Raw genomic sequence first — 18477 nt, 5'->3', positions numbered from 1 at the left:
TTGAGATGGTTGCGGTACGAAGTGCGCATTTAAACCAAGACACTGAATTTGAGCTTGAGCGTTGGGTAGCAAGCTTAAATCAACCCGCGAAGGCGGCAAAGGCGCTAACTCAGACCTACCAGTTATGTGAGCAACTGGTGGCCGAGCACCCTGACGGCCAGCGTTTGCTGTGGCGTGGCCGTGAGATGAACGAAATTTTGGTCACCTTGTCGATGGACAAGGCAACTTTAGTCGCGGCGCAGCTGTTTCCTGTAGTATCGAGTGGCTTGTTCGATCAACAAGCACTGAGTGAAAAGTACGGCAAAGAGATCGTTAAGCTGATAGATGGCGTTGATGAGATGGCGGCCTTGGGTCAGCTCAATATCACCCTTGAAGGCAGCGCAGCCTCTTCTCAGGTGGATAATGTGCGCCGCATGCTACTCGCGATGGTGGATGACTTTCGCTGCGTGGTGATCAAGCTGGCTGAGCGGATCACCAACCTGATTGAGGTGAAAAAGGCACCCGATGAGGTGCGCCGAGCGGCGGCGAAAGAGTGCGCCAACATCTATGCGCCACTGGCGAATCGATTGGGTATCGGTCAGCTTAAGTGGGAGATTGAAGATTACGCCTTTCGCTACCAGCAGCCCGCGACCTACAAACAGATTGCCAAGCAACTCTCTGAACGACGCATTGTGCGCGAGCAATACATCACCGATTTTGTCGATGATCTGACCGCTGAAATGCGAAGCTCGAACATCCGCGCTGAAGTCAGTGGTCGGCCAAAACACATCTACAGTATCTGGCGCAAGATGCAGAAAAAGAGCCTTGCCTTTGATGAGCTGTTTGATGTGCGTGCGGTGCGGATCATCGCCGAACGCCTGCAAGACTGTTACGCCGCACTCGGCGTGGTGCACACCAAGTACAAACATCTGCCAAGTGAATTTGATGACTATGTCGCCAACCCCAAACCAAACGGTTATCAGTCGATTCACACGGTCGTGTTAGGGCCGGAAGGCAAAACGATTGAGATCCAGATCCGCACTAAGCAGATGCACGAAGAGTCGGAGCTGGGTGTGGCTGCGCACTGGAAGTATAAAGAAGGTGGTAGTGGTCGCAGCGGCTATGACGAGAAGATCACGTGGCTGCGTAAACTGCTTGATTGGCAGGAAGAGATGTCAGACTCGGGTGAGATGCTCGATGAGCTGCGCAGCCAAGTGTTCGATGATCGCGTCTACGCCTTTACCCCGCGCGGGGATGTGGTGGATTTGCCGATGGGGGCAACCCCGCTTGACTTTGCCTATCATATTCACTCTGAAGTCGGCCATCGCTGTATAGGGGCTAAGGTCGCGGGGCGTATTGTGCCATTTACCCACAAGCTGGCCATGGGCGATCAGGTTGAGATCATTACCGCGAAAGAGCCTAATCCATCGCGCGATTGGCTCAACCCATCACTGGGCTTTGTGACCTCAGGGCGCGCCCGCGCCAAGATCAATGCCTGGTTTCGTAAGCAAAGCCGCGAGAAGAACCTTGAAGCCGGGCGCGAGATCCTCGAGGCCGAACTGACCAAGATTGATGCCACGCTCAAAGATGCAGAACGATATGCCCTTAAGCGTTTTAACGTTAATACGCCCGATGAGCTGTTTGTTGGTATTGGTAGTGGCGATCTGAAGATTAATCAGATCATTAATCACATTAACGCGCTGGTCAATAAACCCACTGCCGAAGAAGAGGATCAGCAAGCGCTTGAAAAGCTGCAAGAGGCCGTACATCGAGCGCCTGCACAGAGCCAGCCTAAGAAAGACGCAGTCGTGGTTGAAGGGGTGGATAACTTGATGACCCATCTCGCGCGCTGTTGCCAGCCAATTCCAGGCGATGCGATCAAGGGCTACATTACTCAAGGACGTGGTATCTCGGTGCACCGCAGTGACTGTGAGCAGCTCGAGGAGCTGAGTCACCATGCGCCCGAGCGGATCATCGATACCGTCTGGGGGGCCGGCTTTGTTGGCTCGTATGTATTGACCATGCGCGTGGAGGCAATGGAGCGTGGTGGCCTGCTCAAAGACATCACCTCACTGTTTGCTAATGAGAAGGTTAAGGTCAGCAGCATGAAAAGCCGTGTCGACTATCGCAAGCAGTTGTCGATCATGGACTTTGATCTTGAAGTGACCAATATCGAGGTCTTATCGCGGGTGATCACCCGGGTCGAGCAGATCAAAGATGTTATGTCGGTCAAGCGTCTTGGCTAAATAACCTAAAACTTCTTTTTTAAGCGGGCAGGGCATTTCTGCTCGCTTTTTCTATTTTAAGGAACCAACCATGAGCCACCCGATTGAACAGCTAGAGCAGATCATGAGCCAACTGCGCGACCCACAAACAGGCTGCCCTTGGGATCTCAAGCAGAGCTTTGACACTATTGTGCCCCACACCATCGAAGAAACTTATGAGGTGGTGGATGCAATCCAAAATCGCGACTGGGACAACCTCAAAGAGGAGCTTGGCGATCTACTATTTCAAGTGATTTTTTACAGCCAGCTAGCCAAAGAGCATCAGCTGTTTGATTTTTCAGATGTGGTTGAGACGGTTAATGAGAAGCTGACTCGTCGTCACCCGCACGTATTCTCCGATGTTGAGTTTGCCAGTGAGGAAGAGATCAGCGCCAATTGGGAAGCCGAGAAGGCAAAAGAGAAGGCTCAGATAGGCAAAGCTGGGCAAAGTATCCTAGACTCAATACCAAAATCTCTGCCGGCAATTTCGCGTGCCACAAAGATCCAAAAGCAGTGTGCTAAGGTCGGTTTTGACTGGCACTCGCTGGGACCTGTGGTAGAAAAAGTGCAGGAAGAGATAGAAGAAGTCATGGAAGAGGCGCTGCAGGTGAACCCTGATAGCGACAAAGTTGAGATGGAGCTGGGCGATCTGATGTTCGCTGTAATCAACCTCTCACGCCATCTGGATACCAATCCAGAAGTGGCGCTTGGCAAAGCTAATCAAAAGTTTGTTGAGCGCTTCAAAGCGGTTGAAAAGCTGGCAGAAATTCAGGGTAAATCACTGAATACAATGACATTGGATCAAATGGAGGCGCTGTGGGTTGAGGTTAAATTACAGCGCGGTGGTCAATAACTGTCAAGCGCAGCGTTTACCACATCAAGGTTACGAGTTTGATTTGAAGCAAAAAACTTAAAAATCCACTGTGATAGATTTCACGTTGTGGCGGTAAGGGTCTTCTGGTATATTTTCGTCCCGTCCAGATGACTTCCATTTCCCTCATTCAACCAATTTCAGGTTAAACATGACGACAAATTACATTTTTGTTACTGGCGGGGTTGTATCCTCTCTAGGTAAAGGCATTGCAGCAGCATCTCTTGCAGCGATTCTAGAAGCTCGTGGTCTTAAAGTGACGATCATGAAGCTCGACCCGTACATCAACGTTGACCCAGGCACCATGAGCCCGATTCAACACGGTGAAGTATTCGTGACGGAAGATGGTGCTGAGACTGACCTTGACCTTGGTCACTATGAACGATTCATTCGTACCAAGATGACCAAGCGTAACAACTTTACAGCCGGTCGTGTCTACTCTGACGTCCTTGCTAAAGAGCGTCGTGGTGATTACCTAGGTGCAACCATTCAGGTTATCCCTCACATCACTAACTCTATTAAAGACCGCGTAGTCGCTGGTGGTGAAGGCCACGATGTCGCGATCGTTGAAATTGGTGGCACAGTGGGTGACATCGAGTCACTGCCATTTATGGAAGCTATCCGTCAGCTAGCCGTTGAGCTAGGTCGCGAGCGCGCGATGTTTATGCACCTGACTCTTGTGCCTTACCTTGCCGCTGCTGGCGAGGTGAAAACGAAGCCAACTCAGCACTCTGTAAAAGAATTGCTGTCTATTGGTATCCAACCTGATATTCTAGTTTGCCGCTCTGATCGTGCGATTCCAGCCAACGAGCGTAAGAAGATCGCTCTGTTTTGTAACGTTCAAGAGAAAGCGGTAATCTCAATGAAGGACGTAGATTCTATCTACAAGATCCCTCAATTGATTAAATCACAAGGTCTTGATGACCTAGTGTGTGCTCGCTTTGGCATTAACGCGCCAGAGGCTGACCTTTCTGAGTGGGAACAGGTAATCTACGAAGAAGCGAACCCAACCGCTGAAGTGACTATCGGTATGGTGGGTAAGTACATCGAATTGCCAGATGCTTACAAGTCAGTGAACGAAGCACTAAAGCACGCAGGTCTTAAGAACCGTCTAAGCGTGAAGATTAAGTACGTTGACTCACAAGATGTTGAGAGCAAAGGCGAAGAAGCGCTAGCAGACCTAGACGCTATCTTGGTACCAGGTGGCTTTGGCGACCGTGGTGTTGAGGGTAAAATTCGCGCGGCGCAATACGCACGTGAGAACAACATTCCATACCTTGGCATCTGTCTAGGTATGCAAGTGGCTCTTATCGAGTACGCTCGTAATGTGGCTGGTCTTACTGGTGCACATTCAACAGAATTTAATAAAGAGACTAAGTACCCTGTGGTAGGCTTGATCACGGAATGGGTTGATGGCGAAGGTAAAGTTGAAGAACGTACCGAAACCTCAGACCTTGGCGGCACAATGCGCCTTGGCTCACAGCTATGTCACCTAGAGAAAGGCACCAAAGCTCGTGAGCTTTACGGCAGCGCAACCATCCATGAGCGTCACCGTCACCGTTACGAAGTGAACAACGTCCTTCGTCCGAAGATCGAAAAAGCCGGTCTTAAAGTTTCTGGTCTGTCAGCAGACAAGAAGCTGGTGGAAATGATTGAAAACCCAGCACACCCATGGTTTGTTGCGGCTCAGTTCCACCCAGAATTTACCTCGACGCCTCGCGATGGTCACCCACTATTCGCAGGCTTCGTTAAAGCCGCTGGTCAATACCAGCGCGGTGAATTTGAGAAGTAAATAAAAGGATGTAGGCAGCAGCGGGACTAGCTGTTGCCTTTAAATTTGACATTTAATTTTAAAACGAGAGGAAACATTAATGTCTAAGATCGTTAAAGTGCTAGGTCGTGAAATCATCGATTCACGTGGTAACCCAACTGTAGAAGCTGAAGTACACCTAGAAGGTGGTTTCGTAGGTATGGCTGCTGCTCCATCTGGTGCATCTACTGGTTCTCGCGAAGCTCTTGAGCTACGTGACGGTGACAAAGCACGTTTCCTAGGTAAAGGTGTTCTTAAAGCTGTTGAAGCTGTAAACGGCGCAATCGCTGAAGCACTAGTTGGTAAAGATGCTAAAGCTCAAGCTGACATCGACCAAGTTATGATCGACCTAGACGGCACTGAAAACAAATCTAAGTTCGGTGCTAACGCAATCCTAGCTGTATCTCTAGCAAACGCGAAAGCAGCTGCTGCAGCGAAAGGCATGCCTCTATTCGAACACATCGCTGAGCTAAACGGCACAGCTGGCGTATTCTCTATGCCTCTACCAATGATGAACATCATCAACGGTGGTGAGCACGCAGACAACAACGTTGATATCCAAGAATTCATGATTCAACCAGTTGGCGCTAAGACTCTTAAAGAAGCTCTACGTATCGGTGCGGAAGTATTCCACAACCTAGCTAAAGTTCTTAAGTCTAAAGGTTACAGCACTGCAGTTGGTGACGAAGGTGGTTTTGCTCCTAACCTTAAGTCTAACGCTGAAGCTCTAGAAGTTATCGCAGAAGCAGTAGCTGCTGCAGGTTACGAGCTAGGTAAAGACGTCACTCTAGCGATGGACTGTGCTGCATCTGAGTTCTTCGACAAAGAAGCTGGTATCTACAACATGAAAGGCGAAGGTAAGACTTTCTCTTCTGAAGAGTTCAACCACTACCTAGCTGAGCTAGCTAACCAATTCCCAATCGTTTCTATCGAAGACGGTCTAGACGAGTCTGACTGGGATGGCTTCAAGCACCAAACAGAACTACTAGGTGACAAGCTTCAACTAGTAGGTGACGATCTATTCGTTACAAACACTAAGATCCTTGCTGAAGGTATCGAGAAAGGCGTAGCTAACTCTATCCTTATCAAGTTCAACCAAATCGGTTCTCTAACTGAGACTCTAGCTGCTATCAAGATGGCTAAAGACGCAGGTTACACAGCAGTAATCTCTCACCGTTCTGGCGAAACTGAAGACGCAACTATCGCTGACCTAGCGGTAGGTACTGCTGCAGGTCAAATCAAGACTGGTTCTATGAGCCGTTCTGACCGTGTTGCTAAGTACAACCAGCTAATCCGTATCGAGGAAGCTCTAGGTGAGCGCGCTCCTTACAACGGTCTTAAAGAAGTTAAAGGCCAAGCTTAATTCTTAATTGAATTAAACTGAGCTCAACGCTTTTGACAACGCCCCGCTATTGCGGGGCGTTTTTTTTGTAAGAGAGTATCAAGTCATCAATATTCCCAAAACTTAAATAACTAAATCATATATCAAATAACCTTCTGGTATTTATCCTATGCTCAGTAAAAAGGTACTGTTTTGTCTCACTAATAATAATTTTCTCAAAAGTTTGCATTAATAAAGGAAGTTCTATGTCGGTCGCAGTGGTGGCAAATCTCGCAGTATTTGCGGCGCTACTTTTCTTTTTGAGCGTTCAGCAAAGAAAAGGCGCAACCCTTTCTCGCCAAGTATTAATTGGTCTTATTTTCGGTAGCCTGTTTGGCCTAGCGCTGCAGCTCGTCTACGGTGAAGGGCACGCCTCGATTGCTGCCAGCCTAGATTGGGTCAATGTGGTTGGTCGTGGCTATGTGGGTCTTTTGCAGATGATCATCATGCCTCTGGTACTGGTATCGATGTTTGCAGCGGTTGTGAAGCTTGAGAACTCGGCTTCTCTTGGCAAGATCAGCGGCCTGACTATCGGTGTCTTGCTCGTCACAACCATGATCTCTGCGCTGATCGGTATCGCAGTGACTCAAGGCTTTGGCCTAAGCGCTGAAGGGTTAACCGAAGGGGCACGTGAAACGGCGCGCTTGAGTGCACTTGAAGGGCGCATGGATCGCGTGAGCGACCTGACTATCCCGCAAATGCTAATTAGTTTTATCCCAACTAACCCGTTTGCTGATCTGACCGGTGCACGCTCAACCTCAATCATTGCCGTGGTGATCTTCGGCATCTTATCTGGTATCGCGGCGCGCCATGTGATGAGTGAAAAACCGGAGCTAGAAGCGCCAATTCGCACTTTCGTTGAGGCAGTACAATCAATCGTGATGCGTCTGGTTAAGATGATCATGGCACTAACACCATATGGTATTGCGGCATTGATGGCGCGCGTGGTGGCGACCTCTAGCGCAGCGGACATCTTGAACTTACTTGGCTTTATCGTGGCGTCTTACGTGGCTATCGCATTGATGTTTGTCGTGCATGGTTTACTGGTTTCGCTGGTTGGCGTTGGCCCGAAAGAGTACTTCAAGAAAATCTGGCCGGTTCTGACCTTTGCCTTTACCTCACGCAGCTCGGCAGCGACGATTCCGCTTAATGTGGAAGCGCAGATCACCAAGTTGAAAGTACCGCCAGCCATTGCCAACCTGTCAGCGTCTTTTGGTGCGACCATTGGTCAAAACGGCTGTGCCGGTATCTATCCTGCCATGCTGGCAGTGATGGTCGCCCCTGCAGTGGGTATTAACCCGATGGACTTTAGCTTTATCTTGTCGCTGGTAGCGATCATCACCATCAGTTCATTTGGTATCGCAGGTGTTGGCGGCGGTGCGACGTTCGCTGCATTGATCGTGCTTCCGGCGATGGGGTTGCCAGTGACCATTGCTGCGCTACTGATCTCGATTGAGCCTCTGATTGATATGGCACGTACCGCGTTAAATGTTTCAGGTGCGATGACAGCAGGCACGATCACTAGCCGCCTGATCAAAGATAAAGAGGGCGAGGCTGAGTCAAACTTAACTGAGCAAAACGCTTAATCAAAAAATCGTATCAAGGATTGCAGTAGCCGGAGTAAGAATTTACTCCGGCTTTTTATTTTTAGGGGCGGGCTCGAGGTACACTGCCTTCCGAGGAGCGAGTAAAACACAGTTTCTGACTGCTAGTTTTTCGATGATGCTTTTACTTGGGAAATAGCGAAAATGCGGCGACTTTCTAGTTCATCTCGTATCGCTGCACCTTGGAAGCCATCGGCAATGATGGCCTGGGTACTGACCTGGGCAGCGGCTTGATACGCCCGCTCAAAGAGCGCTTTTTGTGGATAATCAATCTGCTCAAAGCCGGTGCGACCGCGGCTATCTGCCATGCAGCAAAGCAAAATATCATTTAGGCGCTGTGGCTTGCGCCATACATCAAAGCTGCTCAGAACCTTGAGGATAGTGGCAGGTCGAAGCTCTGCGGCGCGATGGATATTAGAATGCTGCTCACACACCATGAGTGCCAGATCGCGATACTCATTGGGGACCTTGACGCGTTGGCTGAGCTTTTTGATCAGTTTTAGCCCGGTATAGCAGTGGCGCTTGTGACTTGGCCACTCGTTTTCGGGTGTGATGCCTTTACCAAGGTCGTGCACTTGGGCAGCGAATCGCACCACGGTGGACTCACTGAGTAGCGCGGCCTGCTTGGTAACCATCAAGGTGTGGATGCCGGTATCGACCTCGGGGTGCCACTGTTCTGGTTGTGGGACACCGAACAGGCCGTCGAGTTCAGGCAACACCACCGAGAGTGCGCCGCACTCGCGCAGTACCGAGAGAAATACCTGGGGGTCTTGAGTCGATAGCGATTTATGCCACTCTTGCCATACGCGCTCCGGCGTTAGGTGTTCAAGCTCGCCGGATTGAGTAATGCGCCTCATCAATAGCAGGGTTTCTTCGGCAACAGTGAAGCCAAGGTGCGCGAGCTTAGCGGCAAAACGCGCGACACGTAGTACGCGCAGCGGGTCTTCAATAAAAGCATCAGACACGTGGCGCAGGACTTTATCTTGCAGGTCTTGCTGTCCATTGTAGGGATCATGCAATTGACCAAACTCATCCTCTGCCATGGCATTGATGGTCAGATCGCGGCGCATCAGATCGTCCTCAAGCGACACGCTCGGGTCAAAGAAACACTCAAACCCAGTGTAGCCAGAGCCTGATTTGCGCTCTGTACGGGCCAGGGCATGCTCTTGCTTGGTGTTGGGGTGGAGAAACACAGGGAAGTCTTTACCAACGGCCGTGTAGCCTCGGGCAAGCATTTGCTCAGGGGAGCTACCCACCACAACCCAATCTTTGTCATAGACAGGCAGTCCAAGCAATTGATCACGTACTGCGCCCCCAACCAGATAAACTTTCACAATATCCCCTTATAATTACTCGATTAACATTGGCGCTAATCAAAACTAATGTTACTTTCCTTGGTTAATGAATGATAGGGAGAAGAGGGATGTATCAACAATATTTTGGCTTTAGTGAATGGCCGTTTTCGATTGTCCCCAATTCGCGTTATCTCTATCTTAGTCAACGTCACCAAGAGGCGATTCGCTATCTTAAAACCGGTTTGACCTCGGGCGGGGGCATGGCAATGCTCACCGGCGAGGTGGGCACGGGCAAAACCACGGTGGCCAAGTCGATGCTCAATAATCTCGAGAGCAGCACTCAGGCCGCTCTGATCCTCAATCCGACCTTCTCATCGGTGGAGTTGTTGCAGGCCATCTGTGATGAGTACAGCATCGACTATACCCAAAAGGCCAGCCTTAAAGACCTAACTCAGGCAATCCATCACTATCTGCTCAATAACCATGCCAGTGGCGTACAGACCCTGCTGGTGATTGATGAGGCGCAGCACCTTGCTCCCGATGTGCTTGAACAGCTGCGCCTTCTGACCAACCTAGAAACAGAGAGCCACAAGCTGCTCAAGGTGTTGTTGGTTGGACAGCCTGAACTGCAGCAGAAGTTACAGTGGCCACAGCTGCGTCAGTTGGCGCAGCGTATCACAGGTCGCTATCACTTATTGCCTCTTAATGATGAGGAGACCGGGGCTTATATTCAGTTTCGTCTGCGCACAGCGGGAGGCTCAGCGGAGCTATTTAGTAAGCGAGCGGTGGCGATTATTGCGCGATACACTCAAGGGATCCCCCGGCTGATCAATCTAGTCTGCGACGAAGCCCTTAAGCAGGCGCACAATATAGGTACCTCGAATTTGACACCGGCCTTGGTCACTCAGTCGTGTGAAGTGGTGATGGCGTATCAAATGCCCACCGCGACAGCAGAAGAGAAAGCGCCTAAAAGCCACGTCTTTGCTTATGTATCAGCGCTGCTGATCGGTTGTGCGAGCGCTTACGCATTCACTCCCCAATTTGAACAGCTGAGTCAGCAAGTGATGGATCAGTGGGTGAGCGACCCACAAGAGATCCTCCAGGTAGAGGTGACGACCCAAACTCGTCTTGCCGAACCTGCAGTGGCCTTTTTGCATCAAGGCCTGACCCTTGAAGGGGCAGTAAGCGACCTTTATCAGCTGTGGGGCTTTTCTGCCTCTGTGCTGGATAGCTTGTGTTTAGACCGGGGTGACAGCCTGTTTGATTGCAGCTTTGAGCAGGGTGATATTGCGCAGTTACGCGCTCTGAACTTGCCGGTTGTTGCCACCTTAGAGTTCGAGGGGCAACGTCGTTACGCAGTCATCAGTGCGCTGTCAGACGGGCACTTTACCCTGTATAACGGTGATCAGCAGTTACAGTTACCGCTTGTGTGGTTCGAGCAGCTGTGGAGTGGGGAGTATCGTTATTTGTGGCAAAATCACTTCGATCAAACCTTGCGCCAAGGTATGCAGGGAGAGCAGGTCGGGATCCTAGCTGGTAAATTAGCCGAGGTACTTGGTCACAGCCGCGTGGAAACCACTACCTTCGACTCTGAGCTCAAACAGCGTGTCGAGGCATTCCAGCGCTGGCAGGGAATGACTGTGGATGGTATTGCCGGGCGCAAGACACTGACGCGTCTTGAGCACATGACTCAGACAGGCTCTCCAACCTTAATCGCTCACCAGGAGATACAATAATGTCAAAAGTGCTTAGTGCATTGCAAAGCTCAGAACAACAACATTATGCTCAAAGCCAACCGATGATGGGCGGGGCACCAATGGTTGCTCGACCTCAGCCAGCGCCCCCATCATGGGGTAAACTGATGTTATTGGCGTTACTGCCGAGCCTCACCGTCGGCAGTTACTTTATCGCCAAGGCTTATCGTGCGGAGCTGACTCAAGAGCCTGAATTGGTTGTAGAGACGCAGGTCGAGTATATCGATGTGGAATACCAGCTGACCAATATTAGCCCAAGCAGTAACTTGTCGGCTGTGCCTCGTCGTGGTTTCAGTGATGCTAATAGTTTCGATGATGCAATAGCAACAACGCCCCAAGCCACCCCTGAGGTGAGCTCTGGCACTAGGAGTGATGTGGATAATCCTTTCGGTGATCTAGACCTGACTGAGCTGTCACCAGAGCTTGCCCAGCGGGTCCAGCAAGCGATAACCACGCCCAGCACGCAGACAACCTCAGCCCGCAGATCTGAGCGCTCCAATGCCATCGCATTGCAGCAAAATGCGGCCGACTACCTAGGAAGACTGCCAGCACTCAATTTCCAAACCCATGTCTACTCGAGTGCGGTAGACAAGCGCTGGGTGAAGATCAACGATGTCGAGTACAGCCAGGGAGAGGTCATCGGCGCCGAGTTAATTCTTGAAGAAATAGAGCCACAAGCGTGTGTCATCCGCTTCCAAGGCGAACGCATCCGAGTGCCGGCTTTATATGATTGGCGAGGGTAAACACAGACAGTAGCGAGGTGCGGGGACGGGCAGAGCCCTACGAGATTCGAGTTATACCTCCTCGATTCTCGAAGCAAAGCGATCCCGCTTCTCGACTCTTCCCGCAAGGGAAAAAAAAGGTCGCTCATTGAGCGACCTTTTTTACATTCTATCCGTTTAGTTCCAACCCGCTGGTGATTTTTTGCGGCGTGGAATGATATGTGGCAGCAATAGGCCAAATAGGAGGCCAAGACCAGCAACACCACCGCCATACATAAAGTATTTTAGTAGCAGGTCTTCTTTTTGCGTGTCTAGGCGAGCGCGAAGTTCACGCACCTCGTTTTGTGCGCTAGATACCTGGCGATTGAGTTCAGTATTAGTTTGCTCCAAATCGGAGAGTTGTTGATTACGCGTTTCAAGCGATTCAACCAGCCCAGCCATTTCGCTGTCGGCCGAAGAGCGTGCACTAGCTAGAGATTTTTTAGCTGCTGCCAGCTCTTTCTCAACCTGTGGTAGACGGATTGCCATGCTCTGCTGAGTCGTCACAAACTTGCTCTCGACCCAACCTTTGCGGCCACGACTGTCAACGACTTCGCTGTAACCAGCGCCTTGGTCTGTGTTTAGGAGTTGGACCTTATCGCCAGCATTCACGCTACCAATGATGCGAAACTGAGTGCCTGGGCCTGAGTGCATATAGGTAAATAGTTTATCTGCGATATAGCGGTCTTGGGCAAAAGCTGTAGAAACAGACGTTACAGCGAGCAAAACCAAGTAGATCAGCTTTTTCACGGGTTATCCTTTCAATATAGGCTATCTGTCCATTAGTTATTGTGTAGTTAACTAATAGGGACTTTGAATAAGACAGAACAATAAAACTAAGCTGATAGTAAGAATTTTCTGGCCTGTGTGCAACAAAGAAGGGAGGCAAAGCCTCCCTAAAATTGGATATAAGCAAATAATGACATTGTTCTAACTTAACGCTGACTTTTATCACCCGTCAGCACAGTTAAGTTGTTAGACGAACATGGCACTCAAACCGTAGTAGAAGACCACGGCAAGCAGCGCACCCGCTGGTAGCGTAACAACCCATGAGGCGACAATATTACGTACCACGCCAAGGTTGAGTGCTGCGATGCCACGAGCAAAGCCTACGCCCAGTACCGCGCCAACCAGCGTCTGTGTGGTTGAGATAGGCAGGCCTGTACCAGACGCGAGAACTACGGTTGAGGCAGTCGCAAGCTGAGCCGCGAACCCGCGACTTGGGGTTAGCTCAGTGATGCCAGTACCTACTGTCGCCATTACCTTGTGGCCAAGGGTTGCTAGGCCGACAACAATACCGATACCACCAAGTGGCAAGATCCACCAAGCAATACGGCTTTTGGCGGTGATCTCACCCATGTGTTCAACGGTTGACACAACCGCCGACAGTGGACCGATAGCATTGGCGACATCGTTTGAGCCATGGGCAAAGGCCATCGCGCACGCAGTCACAACCATAAGCACGCTAAAGATCCCCTCAACGCCAGAGAAACTGTGGTCATCTTCACGGTTAGCAAAGCGCTTATTGATGTACATGAAGCCACAGAACATAACAAAAGCAGACACAGTTGCAGAGGCAACCCAGGCCTCGCCCGCCGTCAGATGCAGACCGATGTGCTTAAGACCTTTTTGGATGGTAACCAGCGCGATAACGATGGTGGTAATAAACATGTAGACAGGTACAAAGCGCTTAGCATTGAGCAAAGGGCGGTCAGTATCGAAGATCAGGCGTTGAGCACTAACAAAGATAACGTAAGCGAACAGACCAGAGATCACCGGCGTGACGATCCAGCTACCTACGATGCCTTTAACACTGCCCCAATCGACTGCTTCTGTACCGACAGACACGCAAGCAAAGCCAATGATGGCGCCGATAATAGAGTGAGTTGTTGAGACCGGCCAGCCCATAAATGAAGCAAGCAGTAGCCATGTGCCCGCAGCCAGCAGGGCTGACAGCATACCAAATACCAGTACATCCGGTTGGTCAGCAAACAGTGCAGTATCAATAACACCGCGACGTATAGTGTCGGTTACTTCACCGCCTGCCAGATAGGCGCCGGCAAATTCAAAAATCATCGCAATGATGATAGCTTGTTTAACCGTCAGTGCTTTTGAACCGACCGAGGTGCCCATTGCATTCGCGACATCGTTCGCACCAATACCTACAGCCATCATAAAACCGAATACGGCTGCACAAAGAATTAGGATAGTACCGTAGTTAGCAAGGATATCCATTGTAATACCTAGTTGTTATGTAATGAGCGGGACAGGTTTCGTCGCAGCAAGCGACGCCCAGCACCGTTGTAATGCTAAGTTTAAGCATGGTGCCCTTCTTCATTACTCATTATTATAAGAGCGGATTATGAGCGCGAAAGCATCAGTTCAAGGCGCGCACCAACGCGCTGAGCTTGATCTGCAATCTCTCCAACCCACTCCAGAATTTTGTACAAGAACATGACATCAATCGGGTTCAAGTCACCCTCGACAGCCATCAGCTGCTGACGAAGACCAACCTGCATTGAGTCGGTATCATCTTCAATCACATCAAGTTGATGGATCATATCAGCCACTAACGTCGCCTCACGACCTTTAAAGCCGGTCTCAAGCAGTTCATCAAATTCATTGATCACGTCTTGAGACTGTTTGGCGGCATCGAGACAACGTTTGACATAAGCTAAAAAGCTGTCTTGCATAGAGGCTGGGATAACAAGCTGACGACCATAAACTCGACCAGCGATATCTTTGGCGAGGTTGGCAAGCTTATCTTGCTGAGTTAGCAGCTCAAGCATATCGCTACGATCGACAGGCAAGAACAGCCCACGCGGGAGCTTGAGACGGATCTCACGCTTAAGGACGTCAGCCTCTTTCTCAAGATGAGAAATCTGGCCACGAATCTCTGCTGCTTTCTCCCAATCTTCTTGCGAGCTAACCTCGAAGAAGTTGATCAGGTGCGAGCAGCACTCGTTAACGCACACGGCATGACGTTGCAAAGGTTTAATCGGGGACTTTGCGAACAACCCCATAATGGTATTTACTGGCATGGTCTTTAAACCTAATAACTATAACCTTAAAAAAACATACACCATAATCAGGTCAAATGTTGAACGATGGCTATAAAGCCGCGGATGTTAACTTATAAAAAGAAACATTAAAACTGTTTTAATGCATCATTCTGTCACTATTTGCTTCTTGCCGATCTCTCACTTTGGCAATATGCTTGGCCTATCTGGATTAAAAGGTGGATATATGGAAACCGAGATAGAGCTGAAGCTTTTTGTTTCTCCTGATTTTTCTGACACATTGCGTGAGAAGTTAGGTGGGGCTAAGGTCCTTCAGCACAGCTGTCGAGAGCTAGGCAATACGTATTTCGATACGGCGGATAACTGGTTGCGCAGACATGACATTGGTATGCGCATTCGTCAGATTGATGGGGTGTTTGTACAGACCGTCAAAACCGCTGGACGTGTTGTGGCAGGATTGCACCAGCGTCCAGAATATAATGCCGAGCACAACTCAAACAAACCTGACCTAGCGCTTCACCCGGCTGAAGTTTGGCCAGAGGGGCGCACCACCGATGAGGTGCAGGCGCAGTTGGTACCTCTGTTTTCGACCAACTTTACCCGTGAGCAATGGCTGGTAGGGATGAGTGATGGCAGTCAAATCGAGGTCGCCTTTGACCAAGGTGTGGTTGAGGCACGTGGTGAGCAAGAGCCGATTTGTGAGGTCGAGTTAGAGCTGAAGTCGGGGCAAACCGAGGCGCTGTTTACCCTGGCCCGCTCACTGTCTGAAAACGGTGGAATGCGGCTAGGAAATATGAGTAAAGCGGCACGTGGGTATCGCCTTGCTCATGGGCATGAGGGTGACCAAGTTGCGCCACTGGCATTGGTTAACACCAAATCCGACGACAGCGTTGAAGCCTGCATGGTCAATGCGCTTGAGCACGCCCTATCTCATTGGCACTACCACGAGCAGATCTTCACTGAACGTCCTTGCATCGAGGCATTGCATGAAATCCGTCATGCGATCAGTTTTATCCGTCAAATCTTTACCGTCTTTGGTGGTATTGTTCCGCGCAGGGCCAGCGCCTTGCTGCGTCAAGAGCTTAAATGGCTAGAGCAAGAGCTGGAATGGCTGGATGTCTACGATAACCTTGAGGACTTACTTGAGGACAAGGGGCACGTGCTACGTAAGCTTGATGCGCGTAAGTATATTGTCGAAGGGCTAAAACAGGTTGAGGCGCAGCTGCCTTCCCGAGAAGAAAACCTGAAGCTACTGTCTTCTGCACGTTACACCGGTTTGCTGTTGGATCTAAGCCGCTGGATCTTAACGCGAGGCTGGCAGCCGTTCCTTGATGACAAGGCACGCGAGAAGATTACTAAAGACGTGCGCGGCTTTTCAGCCAAACAGCTGGATCGCACTTGGGCGGAGCTGGTTGAGGCGTTTCCAAGTGAGAAGGTTTTATCGCGTCAGGAGTACATCGATCAGCAGTACCGCTTGATGCGCAACCTCTACACTGGCGTGAGCTTTGCGAACCTCTATGATACCCAAGAGCGTAACCGCTTCCGATTGCCATGGGCCGACCTAATGCAGGGTATTGATGACCTGCAAAAGCTCAAACAGCTTGAGGTATTTCGTACCCAATTAGAGGGCGAGGAGCTCAGCCAGCTAGAGCGTTGGCTACTGCGCCAAGAAACCTCCATCTTGCATGCCATGGAGCAAACGCGCCGCATCAGTGTCGATACCAAACCGTACTGGCAAGACTAAATCGAATCAGGCTCCTTTCAAGGAGCCTTTTGTTAGGTTCGAGGACCGGGTTTCACTGCGTTCCGAGGTGCGAGTAATTTCCTGCGCGCGTTTAGTTAGTCTCCCCCTCTACTATCGCCATACTTACCACAACTATTTCTTGTTGCTTATCGATTTATGTACATTCAGCAGCATCGAACTTAGTTTCGCTAGTAGCGAAGTGAAGATACTTTCCGATCAGCGACTTACCTTCCACGCGCATCGATCTCCTCGCCTCTCGAACCTCGAATCTCGACTCTGTTTTTCGCCCTGCCTCACAGAACCACAAACCTAGTCAAAAAATGGTACTTTCTTGGATCAAAATCCCACTGTGAATTTGATATGCTGGATTATTCAACAGCGTAAAATAAGTCCGCTTGGTATCGATAAAATCTATTTCGAGTCGCATGACAATGATTTAAGTTGACGATTTTTTGCTGTTATCGCTGTATCACTGGTCGATAGGCCAGTAAATAGGTAGTGGAGTCGTGTTAATGGAAAAACTGAGATTTAAGCCCTGGGAAAAAATCGTCACGGATGTACGTCTGGTGCCAAAGATGATCATGCTGATGGTGTTTAGTACTTTATTATTGATCGCTAAGCAGCTATTTGATGCGAGCACATTTTATCAGTCGCTGCTGCAAGCGACCCAGGATGTCCAAGTGGCTGAGCAACATTATCAGCAATACCTAGTGCAAATGGCATGGCAAACCGGGGTTATGATTATCATCTTTGTCGCGTTACTGCTGTTTGTCGCGCGGCTGATGCTGCGCCAAACAGAGTATCTTAGCCAGTCGATCCAGATGATGGCAGCGAAAGACCTGTCGCAAACCATCTCAATGGACTGTCAGGATGAGTATGGCGATGTCGCGCGTGAGCTAGAAAAGACCCGTTTTCAACTTCAAGATGTGATCAGCGCGCAGATCAATGCCTCACAAGAGCTCACTAGCCTGAGTGAGGTCATGACCATGAGCATGTCGGAAACCAAGGCTTCGGCACAAGAAGAGTTTCAAGAGATCGATCAGCTTGCGACCGCAATGAGTGAGATGAGCTCAACCGTTCAGACTGTGGCTGAGCATGCCCAAACGGCTTCTAGCTTGACCGAGAACGCCTCAGGTCAGGCTAAGCGTGGTCAAGAGTTTGTCGGGGGCACTATTTCGAAAATCAGTGAGCTCTCGAGCGATATCACCCAATCGGCGGGCGCGGTGAACAAGGTTGAAGAGCGCGTTGCGGCTATCAGCAGCGTAGTGGGCACAATCCAAGGCATTTCTGAGCAGACCAACTTACTGGCACTGAATGCCGCCATTGAAGCCGCGCGTGCGGGTGAGGCTGGGCGAGGCTTTGCCGTGGTTGCAGACGAGGTACGAAATCTGGCGCAAAGCACCCAAAAAGCCACGATTGAGATCCAAGACATGATCACTCAGCTGCAAGACAGCGCCAACAGCGCCGTTGAGCTGATGGAGAAGAGTGTGGTTGAAGCGGCAGAGAGCGTTGATTTGGTGACCAACGCCGGTGGTGAGCTGGATGGCATCGTTACTCAGGTAAGCGAAATCAATGATATGAACTTCCAAATCGCCAGCGCAGCCAGCCAGCAAAGCACGGTCGCTGAAGAGATGAACCAGAACCTGACCAACGTGCGTGAGTTAGTTGAGGCATCAGTCAATGTGATGGGCGAGCTACTCGAAAGCTCCGAAACCATGCAACGCAATGCGATAGAACTCGATACTAAGATCAGCTCGTTTAAAGTCTAACCTAAAATCAGGTGCGAGGAGCGTATATGGACTCCCCTAGTAGTGCAAGTAATCAAGGACGCGTGTTAGCAAGTGCACGTATATTCGGTTTCTAAATGGGGCGCTACCCCGAACCTGTATGGCTTCATCCACATAGCAAGGATTCTAAACGAGGTTAAGGTATCTCAGTACCACCGCTCCTCTCAGAGTTTTCCTTGCCGGCTTTGATAGCACGTTGTCCATAGT

13 protein-coding genes are annotated in these 18477 nt (G+C 50.1%); 9 read left to right on the top strand and 4 right to left on the bottom strand.

Annotation, left to right across the window (positions count from 1 at the left end):
- The first annotated feature begins 5 nt into the window (after nucleotides 1-5).
- The 5 genes from relA to ACZ5R2_RS15740 all read left to right on the top strand — a co-directional run bounded on the left by relA (nucleotide 6) and on the right by ACZ5R2_RS15740 (nucleotide 7891).
- Entirely contained in the window at nucleotides 6-2225 is a 2220-nt protein-coding gene (gene relA / locus ACZ5R2_RS15760) for a GTP diphosphokinase (protein WP_464900246.1), read from the top strand.
- A 70-nt stretch (nucleotides 2226-2295) separates the two neighbouring features.
- On the top strand, nucleotides 2296-3096 hold the full coding sequence (gene mazG, locus ACZ5R2_RS15755; protein ID WP_464900245.1) for a nucleoside triphosphate pyrophosphohydrolase: 801 nt from the start codon (nucleotides 2296-2298) through the stop codon (nucleotides 3094-3096).
- Between the two features lie 169 nt (nucleotides 3097-3265).
- Nucleotides 3266-4906 carry a CTP synthase gene (locus ACZ5R2_RS15750; protein WP_464900244.1) on the top strand — a complete coding sequence of 547 codons (1641 nt, stop codon included), beginning with the start codon at nucleotides 3266-3268 and terminating at the stop codon, nucleotides 4904-4906.
- A gap of 79 nt (nucleotides 4907-4985) precedes the next feature.
- Nucleotides 4986-6287 carry a phosphopyruvate hydratase gene (gene eno, locus ACZ5R2_RS15745; RefSeq protein ID WP_164647377.1) on the top strand — a complete coding sequence of 434 codons (1302 nt, stop codon included), beginning with the start codon at nucleotides 4986-4988 and terminating at the stop codon, nucleotides 6285-6287.
- A 224-nt stretch (nucleotides 6288-6511) separates the two neighbouring features.
- Complete coding sequence (locus ACZ5R2_RS15740; RefSeq protein WP_464900243.1) at nucleotides 6512-7891, top strand: L-cystine transporter; 1380 nt, start codon at nucleotides 6512-6514, stop codon at nucleotides 7889-7891.
- A gap of 122 nt (nucleotides 7892-8013) precedes the next feature.
- On the opposite strand, the gene ACZ5R2_RS15735 is transcribed toward ACZ5R2_RS15740, so the two are convergent.
- Nucleotides 8014-9243: a multifunctional CCA addition/repair protein gene (locus ACZ5R2_RS15735; RefSeq protein WP_464900242.1), complete on the bottom strand. Its 1230-nt coding sequence runs from the start codon at nucleotides 9241-9243 to the stop codon at nucleotides 8014-8016.
- A gap of 89 nt (nucleotides 9244-9332) precedes the next feature.
- On the opposite strand from ACZ5R2_RS15735, the gene ACZ5R2_RS15730 reads away from it, so the two are divergent.
- Both ACZ5R2_RS15730 and ACZ5R2_RS15725 read left to right on the top strand, forming a co-directional pair.
- Nucleotides 9333-10940 (top strand): AAA family ATPase, encoded by a 1608-nt coding sequence (locus tag ACZ5R2_RS15730; protein ID WP_464900241.1) that lies wholly within the window; start codon nucleotides 9333-9335, stop codon nucleotides 10938-10940.
- Entirely contained in the window at nucleotides 10940-11701 is a 762-nt protein-coding gene (locus ACZ5R2_RS15725; RefSeq protein WP_464900240.1) for a general secretion pathway protein GspB, read from the top strand. The genes ACZ5R2_RS15730 and ACZ5R2_RS15725 overlap by 1 nt, the downstream gene beginning before the upstream one ends.
- 156 nt (nucleotides 11702-11857) lie before the next feature.
- On the opposite strand, the gene ACZ5R2_RS15720 is transcribed toward ACZ5R2_RS15725, so the two are convergent.
- The 3 genes from ACZ5R2_RS15720 to ACZ5R2_RS15710 all read right to left on the bottom strand — a co-directional run bounded on the left by ACZ5R2_RS15720 (nucleotide 11858) and on the right by ACZ5R2_RS15710 (nucleotide 14760).
- Entirely contained in the window at nucleotides 11858-12469 is a 612-nt protein-coding gene (locus ACZ5R2_RS15720; RefSeq protein WP_464900239.1) for a TIGR04211 family SH3 domain-containing protein, read from the bottom strand.
- A 225-nt stretch (nucleotides 12470-12694) separates the two neighbouring features.
- The gene (locus ACZ5R2_RS15715; protein ID WP_464900238.1) at nucleotides 12695-13954 is read right to left on the bottom strand and encodes an inorganic phosphate transporter; all 1260 of its coding nucleotides are present in this window, start codon (nucleotides 13952-13954) and stop codon (nucleotides 12695-12697) included.
- 125 nt (nucleotides 13955-14079) lie between these two features.
- Nucleotides 14080-14760: a TIGR00153 family protein gene (locus ACZ5R2_RS15710; protein WP_464900237.1), complete on the bottom strand. Its 681-nt coding sequence runs from the start codon at nucleotides 14758-14760 to the stop codon at nucleotides 14080-14082.
- Between the two features lie 205 nt (nucleotides 14761-14965).
- On the opposite strand from ACZ5R2_RS15710, the gene ACZ5R2_RS15705 reads away from it, so the two are divergent.
- Nucleotides 14966-16483 carry a CYTH and CHAD domain-containing protein gene (locus ACZ5R2_RS15705; RefSeq protein WP_464902391.1) on the top strand — a complete coding sequence of 506 codons (1518 nt, stop codon included), beginning with the start codon at nucleotides 14966-14968 and terminating at the stop codon, nucleotides 16481-16483.
- A gap of 512 nt (nucleotides 16484-16995) precedes the next feature.
- Complete coding sequence (locus ACZ5R2_RS15700; RefSeq protein WP_464900236.1) at nucleotides 16996-18252, top strand: methyl-accepting chemotaxis protein; 1257 nt, start codon at nucleotides 16996-16998, stop codon at nucleotides 18250-18252.
- Nucleotides 18253-18477: the final 225 nt, after the last annotated feature.

Source organism: Vibrio sabulosilitoris (assembly GCF_055391395.1).
This window is presented reverse-complemented; position numbering and strand designations above follow the sequence as displayed.